General features: G+C 59.9%; 14 protein-coding genes. 12 read left to right on the top strand and 2 right to left on the bottom strand.

All coding sequences use genetic code 11. The annotated features are described in order from the left end of the window. The first annotated feature begins 102 nt into the window (after nucleotides 1-102). The 7 genes from Q0Y02_RS09385 (at nucleotide 103) to Q0Y02_RS09355 (ending at nucleotide 7,680) form a co-directional block, all read left to right on the top strand. Nucleotides 103-747, top strand: coding sequence for a phospholipid-binding protein MlaC (locus tag Q0Y02_RS09385; protein WP_297767204.1), 645 nt, complete (start codon nucleotides 103-105; stop codon nucleotides 745-747). Between the two features lie 125 nt (nucleotides 748-872). After that, on the top strand, nucleotides 873-1,127 hold the full coding sequence (locus Q0Y02_RS09380; RefSeq protein WP_035248083.1) for a BolA/IbaG family iron-sulfur metabolism protein: 255 nt from the start codon (nucleotides 873-875) through the stop codon (nucleotides 1,125-1,127). A 40-nt stretch (nucleotides 1,128-1,167) separates the two neighbouring features. Continuing rightward, nucleotides 1,168-2,430, top strand: a complete 1,263-nt coding sequence (murA, locus tag Q0Y02_RS09375; protein ID WP_297767200.1) for a UDP-N-acetylglucosamine 1-carboxyvinyltransferase — start codon at nucleotides 1,168-1,170, stop codon at nucleotides 2,428-2,430. Nucleotides 2,431-2,441: 11 nt separating this feature from the next. Further along, nucleotides 2,442-3,086, top strand: coding sequence for an ATP phosphoribosyltransferase (hisG, locus tag Q0Y02_RS09370; protein ID WP_297767198.1), 645 nt, complete (start codon nucleotides 2,442-2,444; stop codon nucleotides 3,084-3,086). 175 nt (nucleotides 3,087-3,261) lie between these two features. Further along, on the top strand, nucleotides 3,262-4,572 hold the full coding sequence (hisD, locus tag Q0Y02_RS09365; RefSeq protein WP_297767196.1) for a histidinol dehydrogenase: 1,311 nt from the start codon (nucleotides 3,262-3,264) through the stop codon (nucleotides 4,570-4,572). A 17-nt stretch (nucleotides 4,573-4,589) separates the two neighbouring features. Continuing rightward, on the top strand, nucleotides 4,590-5,681 hold the full coding sequence (gene hisC / locus Q0Y02_RS09360; protein ID WP_297767194.1) for a histidinol-phosphate transaminase: 1,092 nt from the start codon (nucleotides 4,590-4,592) through the stop codon (nucleotides 5,679-5,681). Between the two features lie 403 nt (nucleotides 5,682-6,084). After that, nucleotides 6,085-7,680, top strand: coding sequence for a DUF4139 domain-containing protein (locus Q0Y02_RS09355; protein ID WP_297767192.1), 1,596 nt, complete (start codon nucleotides 6,085-6,087; stop codon nucleotides 7,678-7,680). Nucleotides 7,681-7,851: 171 nt separating this feature from the next. On the opposite strand, the gene Q0Y02_RS09350 is transcribed toward Q0Y02_RS09355, so the two are convergent. Further along, the gene (locus tag Q0Y02_RS09350; protein ID WP_297767190.1) at nucleotides 7,852-8,949 is read right to left on the bottom strand and encodes a trypsin-like peptidase domain-containing protein; all 1,098 of its coding nucleotides are present in this window, start codon (nucleotides 8,947-8,949) and stop codon (nucleotides 7,852-7,854) included. 138 nt (nucleotides 8,950-9,087) lie between these two features. Here Q0Y02_RS09350 and Q0Y02_RS09345 point away from each other — a divergent pair, with 138 nt between their 5' ends. Then, nucleotides 9,088-9,843 (top strand): Nif3-like dinuclear metal center hexameric protein, encoded by a 756-nt coding sequence (locus tag Q0Y02_RS09345; RefSeq protein WP_297767189.1) that lies wholly within the window; start codon nucleotides 9,088-9,090, stop codon nucleotides 9,841-9,843. Between the two features lie 28 nt (nucleotides 9,844-9,871). Next, a complete protein-coding gene (locus Q0Y02_RS09340) occupies nucleotides 9,872-10,744 on the top strand; it encodes a diacylglycerol kinase family protein (protein WP_297767187.1) in 873 nt (290 codons plus the stop codon). A 172-nt stretch (nucleotides 10,745-10,916) separates the two neighbouring features. Here Q0Y02_RS09340 and Q0Y02_RS09335 read toward each other — a convergent pair whose 3' ends face one another. Further along, the gene (locus Q0Y02_RS09335; protein WP_297767185.1) at nucleotides 10,917-11,447 is read right to left on the bottom strand and encodes a YhcB family protein; all 531 of its coding nucleotides are present in this window, start codon (nucleotides 11,445-11,447) and stop codon (nucleotides 10,917-10,919) included. A gap of 170 nt (nucleotides 11,448-11,617) precedes the next feature. On the opposite strand from Q0Y02_RS09335, the gene Q0Y02_RS09330 reads away from it, so the two are divergent. From Q0Y02_RS09330 to Q0Y02_RS09320, 3 genes are all read left to right on the top strand, one after another. After that, entirely contained in the window at nucleotides 11,618-12,253 is a 636-nt protein-coding gene (locus tag Q0Y02_RS09330; RefSeq protein WP_297767183.1) for an alpha/beta hydrolase, read from the top strand. A gap of 64 nt (nucleotides 12,254-12,317) precedes the next feature. Then, nucleotides 12,318-13,400, top strand: coding sequence for a cell division protein ZapE (gene zapE, locus Q0Y02_RS09325; RefSeq protein ID WP_297767181.1), 1,083 nt, complete (start codon nucleotides 12,318-12,320; stop codon nucleotides 13,398-13,400). A 158-nt stretch (nucleotides 13,401-13,558) separates the two neighbouring features. Beyond that, nucleotides 13,559-14,704: an acyl-CoA dehydrogenase family protein gene (locus Q0Y02_RS09320; RefSeq protein WP_297767179.1), complete on the top strand. Its 1,146-nt coding sequence runs from the start codon at nucleotides 13,559-13,561 to the stop codon at nucleotides 14,702-14,704. Nucleotides 14,705-14,837: the final 133 nt, after the last annotated feature.

Genomic DNA, 14,837 nt, shown 5'->3' with positions numbered 1-14,837 from the left:
GTGACATCTTGGGACTCCAATAAAGCAGATGCGGTTCAGTGTGTTACTGGACAACAGCGGTATAAAACCGTAAAACCGCCGGACATTAACAGGGAGTTTTCTATGCATTTGCAGCGTGTTATCCGGATCTGGCTGGCGATGGTGCTTACCGCCATGGCCTCTTTGGCGGCGGCGGAAAATGATCCGCGGCAAGTGGTGATGGAGGCGGTGGAACGCATGACATCCCGCATTGAAGCGGAGCGGGAGCAACTGGAAACGAATCCGGACCGGGCCAAGGAACTGGTGCGCGAGGAGCTTGGCGATCTGGTGGATTTCAAGCGCATCACCCGTATGGTGATGGGCGATTACTTCGGGCCGTCCAGCAAGGAGCAAAAGTACCGTTTTCTGGATGTGTTCAAGAACAGCCTGATCAACACCTATGCCTCCGGCATCACCCTTTATGAAGGTCAGAAAATTACTACCCTGCCCATGCAGGAAGGGGATCGTAAGGGGGACTATGCACGGGTACGCATGGAGGTGAAAACCAACTCCGGCAAGACGGTACCGATCTATTACACCCTGTTCCTGCGTGATGATCAGTGGCGGGTGATCAATGTCTACGTCAACGGCCTGGATTTGCGCGATACCTTCCAGAGCCAGTTCGCCCAGGGTATGCAGCAGTACAACGACATCGACAAGGTGATCGACAACTGGTCCGCGGATGCCAAGATCGACGCTGGCATCGAGGGTGAAGACCAGAAGGGTTGATTGTTCCGCCGCCGCCGCCGTGGCAAGGGGGCGCCGGCTCGCGTATTATTGCCGTTTTTACCGAGGAGCGGGTCTGTCCCGCTCCTTGCTGTTCGGGCCGCTGTCGGCCCCGATGAGGAGCGAACATGAATCCGGAAGAGGTAAAAGCGCTGGTCGAAGCCGGTTTTGATGATGCTGACGTGGCGGTAGAAGGCGGCGGTGACCGGTTCCAGATTCGCGTGATATCCACCGCCTTTGATGGTCTGATGCCGGTGAAGAAGCAGCAGCTGGTGTACGCGACCATCAACGAGCAGATCCAGAGCAACACCATCCACGCGGTGCAGATCATTACCTATACCCCGGCCGAGTGGGAAAAAGCCCAGAAAATGGGTATCGGCTGAGGCATTGCGCCCGGCCTTCTGATAAGCCTAGAGACACTTCATGGATAAATTGATCATCACCGGCGGTCGGCGTCTGGACGGCGAAATCCGTATTTCCGGCGCCAAAAACGCAGCACTGCCGATCCTGGCCGCCACTCTGCTGGCCGACGAGCCGGTCACCGTGGGCAACCTGCCGCATCTGCAGGATGTCACCACCCTGATCGAGCTGCTGGGTCGCATGGGCGTCCACGTGGTGATCGACGACCGCATGAACGTGGAAGTGAACGCTACCACCATCAAGGAACTCACCGCTCCCTACGAGCTGGTGAAGACCATGCGTGCCTCCATCCTGGTGCTGGGACCCATGGTGGCCCATTTCGGTAGAGCTTCCGTTTCCCTGCCGGGTGGCTGTGCCATTGGCTCGCGGCCGGTGGATATTCACCTGCGTGGCCTGGAGGCCATGGGTGCCACCATAGAGGTGTCCAACGGTTACGTGCATGCCTCCGTGGAGGGTCGCCTCAAAGGTGCCCGGATTGTCATGGATACGGTGACCGTGACCGGTACCGAAAACCTGTTGATGGCCGCTGCTCTGGCGGAAGGTACCACCTACCTGGAAAACGCCGCCCGGGAACCGGAAGTGGTGGATCTGGCTGACTTCATCAACACCATGGGTGGCAAGGTCAGTGGCGCCGGTACCGACACCATCACCATTGAAGGGGTGGAGCGTCTTCACGGCGGTCATCATGAAGTGATTGCTGACCGTATCGAAACCGGCACCTACCTGATCGCCGCTGCCATTACCGGTGGCCGTATCAAGACCAAGGACACCGTGCCCGGCATTCTCGATGCGGTGCTGCAGAAACTGGAAGAAGCCGGTGCCAAAATCACCACCGGTGAAGACTGGATCGAGCTGGACATGGAAGGCCGCCGGCCCAAGGCGATCTCCCTGCGGACCGCGCCGTATCCGGCCATGCCTACGGACATGCAGGCCCAGTTCATGGCCCTGAACCTGATTGCCGAAGGCACCGGCACCATTGTGGAAACGGTATTTGAAAACCGCTTCATGCATGTGCAGGAAATGAACCGCATGGGCGCCGATATCGAAGTGCAGGGCAATACCGCCATCTGTCGCGGTGTGGAGCAGCTTACCGGTGCGCCGGTGATGGCCACCGACCTGCGCGCCTCCGCCTCCCTGGTGATCGCGGCGCTGGCGGCGCAAGGGGAAACCACGGTAGACCGTATCTATCACATCGATCGCGGCTATGAGTGTATTGAAGAGAAACTGCAATCGCTGGGTGCGGTGATTCGCCGCGTCCCGCGCTGAACGAGAGCGTAATGACCAAGCCGTTGACCATCGCCCTGTCCAAGGGGCGCATCCTCAAGGAAACCCTGCCGCTGCTCAAAGCGGCGGGCATTGAACTGCTGGAAGATCCGGAAGCGTCACGCAAGCTGATCTTCGATACCACCCGCGAAGATGTGAAAATCATCATTATTCGCGCCACCGACGTGCCTCCCTATGTGCAGCACGGTGCGGCGGATATCGGTGTGGCCGGCAAGGATGTGCTCATGGAGCATGGCGGCGACGGCGTGTTCGAGCCCCTGGATCTGGATATCGCTCGTTGCAAATTGATGGTAGCGGCGGTGAAGGATGCCCCGGATGTGGGCGGTCGCCTGCGTGTGGCCACCAAATTCGTCAATGTGGCCAAGGCCTACTACGCCCAGCAGGGCAAACAGGCAGAAGTGATCAAGCTTTACGGTGCCATGGAGCTGGCTCCGCTGGTGGGGCTGGCCGACCGCATCGTGGATATCGTGGACACCGGCAACACCCTGCGCGCCAACGGTCTGGAGCCCACCGAACTGATCGCCCATATTTCCACCCGGGTGATCGTCAACCGTGCCAGCATGAAAACCCGACATGGGGATATTCAGGGAATCCTGGATCAGCTGGCCGAAGCGGTGGATGCCCGCAAGGTGGGCTAAACGCCTTTCACCACAGAGGTCACAGTGCGCGCAGAATAAAAAGCCCACATTTTGGTGTGGCCTTGAGCAACAGGCGTTGTTGATCTCTGTGATAGAAAAAGACCCGCCTTCTCCTCACTGAACTCTGTGCCCTCTGTGGTAAAAACAGATTGTGACTTTGACAACGGTGCCAACCATGGAAACCACCTGGCTTAACGCCCAAGACGCGGATTTCGATGCCAAGCTGGCTGCGCTCACCGCCTGGTCCGAAGAACGGGACGAGGAAGTGGCGGACCGGGTGCGCGGCATTCTTCGTGATGTGGCCAAACGCGGCGATGCGGCGCTGGTGGAATACACCAACCGTTTTGATCGCCGTGACGTGGCCGCCATGAACGAACTGGTGGTGGCGCATGATCAGTTGCAGGCGGCTCTGGACCGTATTCCCGCCGAACAGCGCCAGGCCCTGGAGGCGGCCGCCGAACGGGTGCGTCGCTACCACGAAAAGCAGAAGCAGGATTCCTGGCAGTACCGGGAAGCCGACGGCACCCTGCTGGGCCAACAGGTGACGCCGCTGGACCGGGCCGGTATCTACGTGCCCGGCGGCAAGGCCGCCTATCCCAGCTCGGTGCTGATGAATGCCCTGCCGGCCAAAGTTGCTGGCGTTGGCGAAATCATCATGGTGTCGCCGGCCCCGGACGGCGAGATCAACGACATGGTGCTGGCGGCGGCGGCCATAGCCGGCGTGGACAAACTGTTCACCCTGGGGGGCGCCCAGGCCGTAGCGGCACTGGCCTACGGCACCGAGACGGTGCCTGCGGTGGACAAGATCGTCGGTCCCGGCAACATCTATGTGGCGGAAGCCAAGCGTCAGGTGTTCGGCAAGGTAGGCATCGACATGATCGCCGGGCCGTCGGAAATCCTGGTGGTGTGCGATGGCAAGACCGACCCGGACTGGATCGCCATGGACCTGTTTTCCCAGGCAGAGCATGACGAGGAAGCCCAGGCCATCCTGGTCAGCCCTGATGGCGACTTCCTGCAACAGGTGGCCGAGTCCATGGAAAAACTGGCGGTGACCCTGGAGCGGGAAACCATCATCCGCACTTCCATGAAAAATCGCGGCGCCATGATTCAGGTGCAGGATCTGCAGCAGGCCATCGACCTGGCCAATACCATCGCCTCCGAGCACCTGGAGTTGTCCATCGACGACGCGGAACAGTGGGCAAAGCAGATTCGTCATGCCGGCGCCATCTTCCTGGGCCGTCACACGCCGGAAGCGCTGGGTGATTACTGCGCGGGCCCCAACCACGTGTTGCCCACCAGTGCCACGGCACGGTTTTCTTCACCCTTGGGTGTCTATGATTTCCAGAAGCGCAGCTCGCTGATCGGCTGTTCCCCGGAGGGCGCCAGCGAACTGGCAAAAATCGCCTCACCCCTGGCCCGCGGCGAAAGCCTTACCGCCCACGCGCGCAGCGCCGAGTATAGAATTAAGAAGGCGTCAGACGCCTGACGTCGGACGACAAGACTATGAGCAAATACTGGAGCGAATTCGTTCACCACCTGGAGCCCTACGTCCCCGGCGAGCAGCCGAAGATGGACAAGTTGGTGAAGCTGAATACCAATGAGCACCCGCTGGGTCCCTCGCCGAAGGTGATCGAGGCGATTCGTGCCGAGGCGGACGACCGTCTGCGTCTCTACCCGGACCCGGACAGTGGTCTGCTCAAGCAGGCCATTGCCGATTACTATTCCGGCAAAGGTCATGGCATCAAGCGCTCCCAGGTATTTGTTGGCAATGGTTCCGATGAAGTGCTGGCCCATCTGTTCATGGGTTTTTTCCGACAGGACGAGCCGCTGCTGTTTCCGGACATTACCTACAGCTTCTATAAAGTCTATTGCGGCCTCTATCAGATTGATTATGACGCGGTGCCGCTGGACGAAACCCTGTCTATCAATGTGGAAGACTACCTGCGGCCCAACGGTGGCATTATCTTCCCCAACCCCAATGCCCCCACCGGCAAGTTAATGCCGCTGAGCGACATTGAGCGTTTGTTGCAGGCCAACACGGAATCCCTGATGGTGATCGATGAAGCCTACATCGATTTTTCAGGCAACAAGAAGGGGGGCGGTGACACGGCCATCAGTCTGGTCAACCGTTACCCGAATCTGCTGGTCACCCAGACCCTGTCCAAGTCCCGTTCGCTGGCCGGTTTGCGTATTGGCCTGGCGGTGGGCGATGAGGCGTTGATCGATGGCCTCAATCGTATCAAGGACAGCTTCAATTCCTACCCGCTGGATCGCCTGGCCATTGCTGCCGGTGTGGCCGCTTTTGAAGATCAGCAGTGGTTCGAGAAAGGCTGTGATCAGGTAATCAGTCAGCGTGACTGGCTCAAAGAGCAGCTTTCCCAGCGGGGCTTTGAAAGCCTGCCGTCAGCGGCCAACTTTCTCTTCACCCACCACCCGCAACACCGTGGCGCTTCTCTGGCCCAGGGCCTGCGCGAGCAGGGCATCATCGTGCGCCACTTCGGCAAACCCGAACGCATCGCCGACTACTTGCGCATCACCGTCGGCACCGCAGAGCAGAACCAGGCGTTGATCAACGCGCTGGACACCCTGCTCTGATCCCCGCCGCGGGAACTCTTTTCTCACCACAGAGGGCACCGAGCACACCGAGAAAAAGGCTGGCTCGGCTCCTGTGGTGAAAGCCTTTCGTGTAGGAGCGTCGCTGGCGGCGCGATCCCGCCGTTGATAAAACATCCATTACAGAATGCGTAGGGTGCACTGAGCCTAGGGCGAACTGCACCATTGCCCAACCATCCGGTGCAGTTCGCCTTAGGCTCAGTGCACCCTACGCGGGCCGCCTGGGTTTATCTTTTTCTCAGTGAGCTCTGTGACCTCTGTGGTAAAAAATCTTTTGCCACACAACGAGGGAGATCGCGCCAACCAGCGCCGCAAGACTCCCCGCTTGAACCTTTCCCCATACCTGCGGTACTAACAGGTATCGTCCAACGGAAAGGCCCCGATAATGAAAAAAACGTTACTGCTCGCCTGCGCGCTGCTGCCGACGCCGCTTTTGGCCGCTGATTTCAACGTCACCGCCCCGGTGACCGAGGCGGTGCTGTTTCCCTCCCAGGCTCATCTTACTCGTACTCTCAGCCAGTCCTTGCCGGCCGGCGAGCATCAGCTTGTCATCAGTGGCTTGCCGGAGCTGGACCTGGATAGCCTGCAGGTGGCGGTGGAAGATGCGGTGTTGACCGGGGTGCGGCAGGGTTTTGCCATTACCGAGGCGGATGTGTCGACACGCCGGGCTGAACTGGATGCGGCCATCCGCGAACTGGAGCAGACCATGGCCGCCGCCAAGGCGGCGGATGCGTTGGACCAGCAACAGATCCACCATCTGCAATCGCTGATGGGACAAGCTCCCCAGGGGCAGGCCGTGTTTGCGCAGGTGCCGGTAGAAAAGTGGTCCAGCGCCTGGGAGTCCATTGGCAAGGCGGTGGAAACGCGTCAGGCGGCCATCAATCAGCGGGCGGTGGTTCGCCATGACCAGCAGCAAAAACTGGATGCCTTGCGTCAGCAGCGCCAGCAACTGGGCCAGGGGCAGACCCGTAGCCGTGAACTGGTGCTGGCCGTCAGCGCGGGCAAGGCCTCCGCAGCGATAGTGAAACTGCAGTATTTTACCCGCCAGGCCGGTTGGCAGAATCAGCTACGGGTGGATCTGAACAGCAGCAATGAAACCGTCGCGGTGACCGGGGTTGCCCAGATCCAGAATCGTACCGGTGAGGATTGGCAGAATGTCAGCACGACCCTGGGCCTGGTGCCCGCCGGCTACCGTCACTTGCCAGACCCGCAGCCCTGGATCGTGCGGCTGGCAACCCCGCAACCGGAGCTGCGCAAACAGTCATTGCGTGCCGTGATGGCGGAGCCGGCGTATGAGGCCGACATGGTGAGTGCCAAGGCCATGCCAATGGCGCCGGCACCGGTGGCCCACGGCTTTGATATGCGCGTGCCGTTGTCGGCGCCGCTGTCCCTGGCCAGTGGCGACGCCAGTGCCCGGGTTCCCTATCAGCAGGCCGAGCTGCCGATGACGCTCAGCCGGGAAAGCTACCTCTGGCAGCAGCCTGCGGTGTTACTGGTTGGGGAGTGGAAGAACACCAGCCCGCTTCCCTGGCTGGCAGGCAGTGTCACGCTGCTGCGCGATGGCCAGCGCCTGACCCGTTATCACCGCCATGAGAGCATCAAGCAGGGTGAGCAGGTGAAGATGAGCTTCGGCGATGACCCGCGCCTGCAGATTGCCGTGGTCCGCGAGCCTTCCCGGGAAGGCGAGACCGGCCTGATCAGCAAGGAAAGCACCCTCTCGGCCCTGAAGAACATTACCCTCACCTCCCACTACGACAAGCCGATCACGGTGAACCTGCTGGACCGCCTGCCGGTGGCCGGCAACGACGACATTACCGTCACCGCCAAGGGCAAGGCTGCCGATGATCGCGATGTGGACGATGTGAAGGGTCTGCAACGCTGGCAATTCACCCTGTCCGCCGGCGGAGAGGAAAGCTTCAAGCAGGGCTTTGAGATACGTTATCCGGCGGGGGAAAGCTTGAGCGGGGTGGAAGGGCTTTGAAGGCAGTTAACAGTTAATAGTGAATAGTTAACAGCGACGCGTGCAGCGTTTGTCTGTCTTTGAAACGCAAGAGGCCGCGCCCATCGCTTGGGCGCGGCCTCTTGCGTTTCAGATCAAACCAGCGGGCTGTCGCGCCGCTGTTCACTGTTAACTATTCACTGTTCACTTTAGTCATTCTGTTTCCGCCGGCGGCCGTGTGCCAATCACCACATCTACGGTCAGCGGCTGGCGATTGCGGACGATGTTCAGGCTGACTTTCTCGTCCGGTTTCATGCCGGCGATACGGTTCATGGCTTCATAGCCGTCGGCCATGGCGGTGTCGTTGATGCCTACCAGGACGTCGCCGGGCTGCAGGCCGCCCTTGTGGGCGGGGCTGTCGATGACCACTTCGGTGATCACTCCGCCGCGCACCTGGTCCATGCCGAAGGTCTCGGCCAGGGACGGGGTAATATCCTGCACGGTGACGCCCAGATAACCGCGAATCACCCGACCATGGTCGATCAGGTCGCGCATCACTTCCCGGGCAATGGAGGCCGGGGTGGCGAAGCCGATGCCCTGCCAGCTGCCATCCGCAGAGAGAATGGCGGTATTGATGCCGATCAGGTGGCCGCGGGTGTCGATCAGGGCGCCGCCGGAGTTGCCCCGGTTGATGGCCGCGTCGGTCTGGATGAAGTTCTCGAAGGTGGCAATGCCCAGATGGCTGCGCCCGGTGGCGCTGACAATGCCCATGGAGACGGTCTGGCCCACGCCCAAGGGGTTGCCGATGGCCAGTACCACATCGCCCACCTGTACCGGGCCGTTACCATTGAGTTCCACTTCCGGCAGGTCTTCCAGCGCCACATGGAGCAGCGCCAGATCGGTTTCCGGGTCAGTGCCGACCACCCGTGCCGGGGCGTCGCGGCCATCGCGCAGGGCCACCAGGATTTCGTCCGCATCGCGGATCACGTGATAACTGGTGAGGATATAACCCTCGTCGTCCACAATCACCCCGGAGCCCAGGCTGTTCAGCGCCCGTTCGCGGCGGGGTTCTTCCATGAAGCGGTTGAACAGCGGATCTTCAGGCACATCCTCACTGGCGAGAATCTGGGTGGTGTAGATATTGACCACCGCCGGGGCGGAGTGATTGACCGCGCCGGCATAGCTGGCGGTACCGCTGTCATAACGGCCGGGGCGGGAATTGGGGCCCCACTCGTACCACCACAGCACGGCCAGGCCCACGGCCAGGCCCGCCAGGATCGGTCCGGCAAAAAAACGAAAGGCTCTGATCACCGACAATGCCCCCATGCGCTTGCTTTGGCCCGTGCTATTGCCTGGTGCAGCCGACGAGACGGGGTGCGAACGAGACAAGCGCGGGTCTGGATAGGTAAACTGCGCGCAATATTATCAGATCATTGCCCGGTAGGTGTCATGCTCAAGCGCGATTACATGCTGACCTTGCTCGACCAGGAGCTGGCTGCGGATCACTTTCAGGATTACTGTCCCAATGGATTGCAGGTGGAAGGCCGCGAGCAGATCCGGCGGGTGGTCAGCGGGGTTACCGCCTGCCAGGCCTTGATTGATGCCGCAATCGTGGAAGAGGCGGACGCCATTCTGGTCCACCATGGCTACTTCTGGAAGGGCGAGAATCAGCGGGTGCGAGGCATGAAAAAACAACGCCTGCAGACGCTGTTGCGTCACGATATCAACCTGTTTGCCTATCATCTTCCCCTGGATGCGCACCCGACCCTGGGCAATAACGCCCAGCTCGCCCGGCGTCTGGGTTTCAGTGTGGAAGGGGGGCTGGACGATTCCCCGCGCCCCATCGGCAATGTGGGGCGGCTGGACAGCCCCATGTCAGCGGCGGAATTTGCCGCCCACGCGGAAGCGGTGCTCGGTCGCACCCCGCTGCACGTGGGGGACCCGGGCGATGAAATAGAAACCATCGGCTGGTGTACCGGCGGTGCCCAGGGCTTTATCGACAAGGCCCAGACCCGTGGTGTGGACGCCTACCTGAGTGGCGAGATTTCCGAACCCACCACACACTTTGCCCGGGAAACCGGCATGCATTATTTCGCCTGTGGTCATCATGCCACCGAACGCTACGGGGTCCAGGCCCTGGGGCAATGGCTCAATGAGCAGTTTGGTGTGGAACATATCTTTATCGATATCGATAATCCGGCCTGAAACAGGTTCTGAGGAACACCCTGATCCCATGAAGATTACTGTTGTATATAACCCGGCCGCCGGTGGTGGTCGGGAGAAACTGCTTTGCCGTTTTGTGGCCGAACTGGAAAAACAGGGTGCCCGCGTGCGTCTTTACCACACCCGTGGGCCTGGCGATGCCATTGAGTACCTGCAGGGCCTGGACGAGCAGGGCGACTGTGTGGTGGCGGTGGGCGGCGACGGCACCACCAACGAGGTGCTCAATGGTCTGGCTCCCGGTGTGGCCCTGGGCGTCTTTGCCACTGGCACTGCCAATGTGCTGGCAAAAGAGCTGCAGCTGCCCAGAACGCCGGAGCTGGCGGCTCAGATCGTCGTCAATGGCAAGAATGTGCCGGTGACGCCGGCCCGGCTCAACGGCCGGCGCTTCATCATGATGTGCGGCATCGGCTATGACGCCTGGGTGGTGAACGGGGTGAATCTGGCAGTGAAAGAGCGCTTCGGCAAGCTGGCCTATGTGCAGTCCATGCTCGCGCAGATCCGCCGTTACGGTCAGCGTCATTACCGGGTCATGGTGGATGGTCGTCCGCTGGACTGTTTTTCTGCCATTGTCACCAATGGTCGCCATTACGGCGGCAGCTTTGTGCTCAGCCGGGAAGCCAACATCCTGCGCCCTCAGGTACAGGTGTTGTTGTTTCAGAAGCCGGGCGTCAGCTTTCTGCTGCGTTGCCTGGCCGCGCTGTTGCTGGGGCGTATGGAGCGGGTGGATGGCGTTGCCAGTTTGCGGGCCCAGCGGGTGGAGATTCGCTGCGAGGGCGCGGACGAACCGATCCAGGCCGATGGTGACCCGGCTGGCCAACTGCCGGCGGAGATAGTGATGGAAGATGAGCCGGTACCCATGCGGGTGGCGGACACGTTTCAGTAGTTCATTGTGAGGAGCCGCTGGGTAACCTGCCCGGTGAAACCCCGGCCAAGGTAATCAAAAAAGCCCGCGCAAGCGGGCTTTTTGATTCAGCGACAAGCGAAAACCGTAACCGAGTGATGCGGTAAGGTGCGTTCGGCGTGCCGCAGGAAGTCTGTTGTCTGTCAGTTTCCTCTCATTTCTTTTCTTCTGGCGGGCAACCCTGTTCGTCGCAGCCTTCCGCATAGTCACGAGGCGGCTCCACGATGTTGTCAGGTGCAGGGCTGTCTGCCACATCGACCGGTGTGAAAGGCCCGGTGGCTTTCTGTTGCAGGCCGAAATCCTCGGCGAGGGTGCCGCCTTTGGCGCTGGGGGCATAGTCCAGCGGCGGAGCCACCGCTTCATCGCTGCCTTTTTGCGGTGCGGAATCCAGTGATTTCGCCACCGCCCGTTTGCGACCGACTTCGGAGCACAGTGCCTGAGCGCCTTTGGAAAGGTGTTCGTGGACGGAGCGATAGGCCTGCGTCATATCGTTGACCAGCTCTGCGGTGTGCAGGAAATGGTCATCCACCTGATCACGATAATGATTGAGGGCCTGGCGGGCCTCGTCGCGATCACGAATCAACTGGCCGGCCTGACGCCGTGCCGGTAACAACCAGAACAGTAATCCTGCGCCCACTACCACGCCGGCGGCGAAGCACAGCACCCCAGTTGTCAGCATATCCATGGCATACTCCTTCTGAATTCCAGCTATTCCAGCACAGTGCCGGGCAGTCGCCAAGGGTATAAGGTGTAAGAGACTGTTGATACTCTTGAAGTCCTTGATGCGGCGTAAGGTTTTGCGTCCGGGTGCAGCAGCTGGTCGGCAGGGCAAGAAAAGCGAGAGAGAGGTGAAATATGGCAGCACAACAGCGGCAAAGTCTCTCCGGGCCGGCGGGCAATCTTGAGGCCGTGGTGGAACAGGGTAGTGACACGCCTTCTTTTGTCGCCATTGTCTGCCATCCGCATCCCCTGTTTGGTGGCACCATGGATAACAAGGTGGTGACCAGCCTGAGTCGTTTGGCCCGGGACCAGGGCGCAGTGGTGGTGCGTTTCAACTTCCGCGGCGTTGGTGAGAGCCAGGGTGCTTATAGTGACGGTATCGGTGAAACCGAGGACTTGCTGGCGATACACAGCTGGCTGACGCATGCTTGGCCGGATCTGCCTCTGTGGCTTGCCGGTTTTTCCTTTGGCAGTTTTGTGGCCGCCCGTGGGGCGGAAATACTCAAGGCCAATGGCATGCCTGCCCGGGAGCTCTTGCTGGTGGCGCCGCCAGTGCACCACTACCCCTTTGATGCTATCGAGCAGAGTGGCTGCCCGGTGACTGTGGTCCAGGGGGACGATGATGAAGTGGTTCCGGCGGAGCAGGTGTTTCGCTGGGCGGAAACGACGCCCTTGGCGCCGGATTTGATTCGGTTCCCGGATTGCGGACACTTCTTTCATGGCAAGCTGGTGGAGCTGAAAGAGGCCGCCGCCAGCCATTTGCCTGGCTGACAACCTTGTCAGTCCCCTTTGGCGACGCTACATTGCCCCGTCCGAGCAGCAGGCCCCGAGACCCATGACGCCTCTTGAGCAGTATAAAGCCGACCTTCAGCGCGAAGATTTCTTCCAGGACCCCGCCCAGGAAAGGGCGGTGGCAGAGCTGGATGAACTCTATCACCGGTTGCTGGCAGAGCCCGTCGGTGGTGGTTTTCTTTCCCGTTTCCGCAAGCCCCGTACCCTCACGGGGCTGTACATGTGGGGTGGCGTCGGCCGCGGCAAGACCTACCTGATGGATGTGTTCTTCCAGGCGTTGCCGTTCAAGGAAAAGCGCCGCATGCACTTTCACCGTTTCATGCAGAAGGTGCACCGGGAAATGCGTGAGCGCCAGGGGGAGAAGAACCCGCTGGTGAGCATTGCCCGTAAATTTGCCAGTCAGGCCCGGGTGCTGTGCTTTGATGAGTTCTTCGTCACTGACATTACTGATGCCATGATCCTGGCCGGGCTGATGGGCGAGTTGTTTGCCAATGGCGTCACTCTGGTGGCGACGTCCAACATCGAGCCCGATGGCCTCTACAAGGATGGCCTGCAACGGGCGCGCTTCCTGCCGGCCATTGATCTGCTCAAGGAATACACCAAGGTGCTCAACGTGGACGGCGGCAATGACTACCGTCTGCGGCTACTGGAGCAGGCTGAGTTGTATCATTGTCCGCTGGGCAAGGCCGCTGATGCCTTTCTCCGCGAACGGTTTCATACCCTGGAACCGGATCATTCCCGTCACCGTGATCACGGCAATGTGCTGATCGAGGGCCGCAAGATCCCCTCGGTAATGTGCGCTGATGATGTGGTGTGGTTTGAATTCAAGGCTCTGTGTGATGGGCCGCGCAGCCAGACTGATTACATTGAAGTCGCACGGGAGTTTCATACCGTGCTGGTGTCCAATGTGGAGCAGATGGGCGCCGGCAAGGATGACATGGCCCGGCGTTTCATCAATCTGGTGGATGAGTTCTACGATCGGGCTGTGAAGCTGGTGATTACCGCGGAAGTGCCCATCGAAGATATCTATGCCGGCGGCCGCCTGGACTTCGAGTTCGAGCGAACCCGTTCCCGCCTTCAGGAAATGCAGTCCTCCGAGTATCTCGGTCGCGAGCACCGGGCCTGAGACCGCTATCGTCATTGGCCGGAATTGTCATCGCTGTCCGGCGGTGAACATTTCGGTCATTGCCCGATAGCAGGGAAAGTGAACAGAATGGGGCATTCTTTGCCCCGGCCGAGCCCGGTATCGGGGCCACCCCTGATAACCTGATACCGGAGAGCTTGATGATTCCCCGTACGCTGTTCAGTTCTGACCATGAAACCTTCCGCGATACCGTTCGCAAATTTCTCGAAAACGAGGCGGTGCCTCACCATGAGGAATGGGAACACACCGGTGTTGTGCCGAAAGACGTCTGGCTGAAGGCGGGTGAGCAGGGTTTCCTGTGCCCCATGGTCGAAGAAGAGTACGGCGGCATCGGTGCCGACTTTCTCTACAGTGTGGTGATTGGTGAGGAAGTGTCCCGCCTGGGCCTGACCGGTATCGGTTGGGGCCTGCATACGGAAATCGTGGCCCCCTACATCGAGCACAACGGCTCCGAAGCCCTGAAGCAGAAATACTTGCCGAAAATGGTGACGGGTGAGGTGATTGGTGCCATCGCCATGACCGAACCGGGTGCCGGCTCTGATCTGCAGGGCGTGAAGACGTCCGCCGTGAAAGAGGGCGATCACTACATCCTCAACGGTTCCAAAACCTTTATTACCAACGGCCAGAACGCGGATATCGTCATCGTTGTGGCGAAGACCGATCCGTCCAAAGGTGCCAAGGGTATCAGCCTGTTCGTGGTGGAAACCGACTCTGAAGGCTTTGAGAAGGGCACTAACCTGAAGAAAGTGGGCATGAAGGCCCAGGACACCTCCGAGCTGTTCTTCCAGGACGTGAAAGTACCGGCGGAGAATCTTCTGGGTGAGGAAGGCATGGGCTTTGTCTACCTGATGCAGGAGCTGCCGCAGGAGCGTCTGGGGATTGCCATCGGTGGTCTGGCCATGGCGGAATCCGCGCTGGCTCACACCATTGATTATGTGAAAGAGCGCAAGGCGTTTGGCAAGCCGGTCGCCGCGTTCCAGAACACCCAGTTCAAGATTGCCGAGATGCACACTAAGCTGGAAGTGGCCCGCGCCTACGTGGATCGCTGTCTGGAGCTGCACCTGAAAAAGGAACTGGACATTCCCACCGCTGCGGCGGCCAAGTATTACATCACTGATTTGCAGTGCGAAGTAATCGACGAGTGCGTGCAGTTGCATGGTGGTTATGGCTACATGTGGGAATACCCGGTAGCGCGCATGTTTGCAGATTCACGCGTACAGCGGATCTATGGCGGCACCAATGAGATCATGAAAACGATTATTGCCAAGGCAGTTCTGGCTGACTGAAGCCGGTGGCATGATCGCTAATAAAAAAGGCAGCATTCGCTGCCTTTTTTTTATTTTCTCTTTCTAATACGAAAGGCTGAGTGAACGGGATTCCTTGCGTGTATCGCGGCCTATTGTGTATAAGTGGATTGCT

It is taken from the genome of uncultured Alcanivorax sp. (assembly GCF_947258575.1).
Taxonomy (GTDB): domain Bacteria; phylum Pseudomonadota; class Gammaproteobacteria; order Pseudomonadales; family Alcanivoracaceae; genus Alcanivorax.
Note: the sequence above shows the minus strand (reverse complement) of the source record. Positions and strands in the feature narration are given on the sequence as shown.

What these genes read in the sequence shown, in the direction of transcription:
- Q0Y02_RS09380 (WP_035248083.1), top strand. Translation starts at nt 873, where the DNA reads ATGAATCCGGAAGAGGTAAAAGCGCTGGTCGAAGCCGGTTTTGATGAT.
- Q0Y02_RS09330 (WP_297767183.1), top strand. Translation starts at nt 11,618, where the DNA reads ATGGCAGCACAACAGCGGCAAAGTCTCTCCGGGCCGGCGGGCAATCTT.
- Q0Y02_RS09340 (WP_297767187.1), top strand. Translation starts at nt 9,872, where the DNA reads ATGAAGATTACTGTTGTATATAACCCGGCCGCCGGTGGTGGTCGGGAG.
- hisD (WP_297767196.1), top strand. Translation starts at nt 3,262, where the DNA reads ATGGAAACCACCTGGCTTAACGCCCAAGACGCGGATTTCGATGCCAAG.
- zapE (WP_297767181.1), top strand. Translation starts at nt 12,318, where the DNA reads ATGACGCCTCTTGAGCAGTATAAAGCCGACCTTCAGCGCGAAGATTTC.
- Q0Y02_RS09345 (WP_297767189.1), top strand. Translation starts at nt 9,088, where the DNA reads ATGCTCAAGCGCGATTACATGCTGACCTTGCTCGACCAGGAGCTGGCT.
- hisC (WP_297767194.1), top strand. Translation starts at nt 4,590, where the DNA reads ATGAGCAAATACTGGAGCGAATTCGTTCACCACCTGGAGCCCTACGTC.
- Q0Y02_RS09385 (WP_297767204.1), top strand. Translation starts at nt 103, where the DNA reads ATGCATTTGCAGCGTGTTATCCGGATCTGGCTGGCGATGGTGCTTACC.
- Q0Y02_RS09355 (WP_297767192.1), top strand. Translation starts at nt 6,085, where the DNA reads ATGAAAAAAACGTTACTGCTCGCCTGCGCGCTGCTGCCGACGCCGCTT.
- hisG (WP_297767198.1), top strand. Translation starts at nt 2,442, where the DNA reads ATGACCAAGCCGTTGACCATCGCCCTGTCCAAGGGGCGCATCCTCAAG.
- murA (WP_297767200.1), top strand. Translation starts at nt 1,168, where the DNA reads ATGGATAAATTGATCATCACCGGCGGTCGGCGTCTGGACGGCGAAATC.
- Q0Y02_RS09335 (WP_297767185.1), bottom strand. Translation starts at nt 11,447, where the DNA reads ATGGATATGCTGACAACTGGGGTGCTGTGCTTCGCCGCCGGCGTGGTA.
- Q0Y02_RS09320 (WP_297767179.1), top strand. Translation starts at nt 13,559, where the DNA reads ATGATTCCCCGTACGCTGTTCAGTTCTGACCATGAAACCTTCCGCGAT.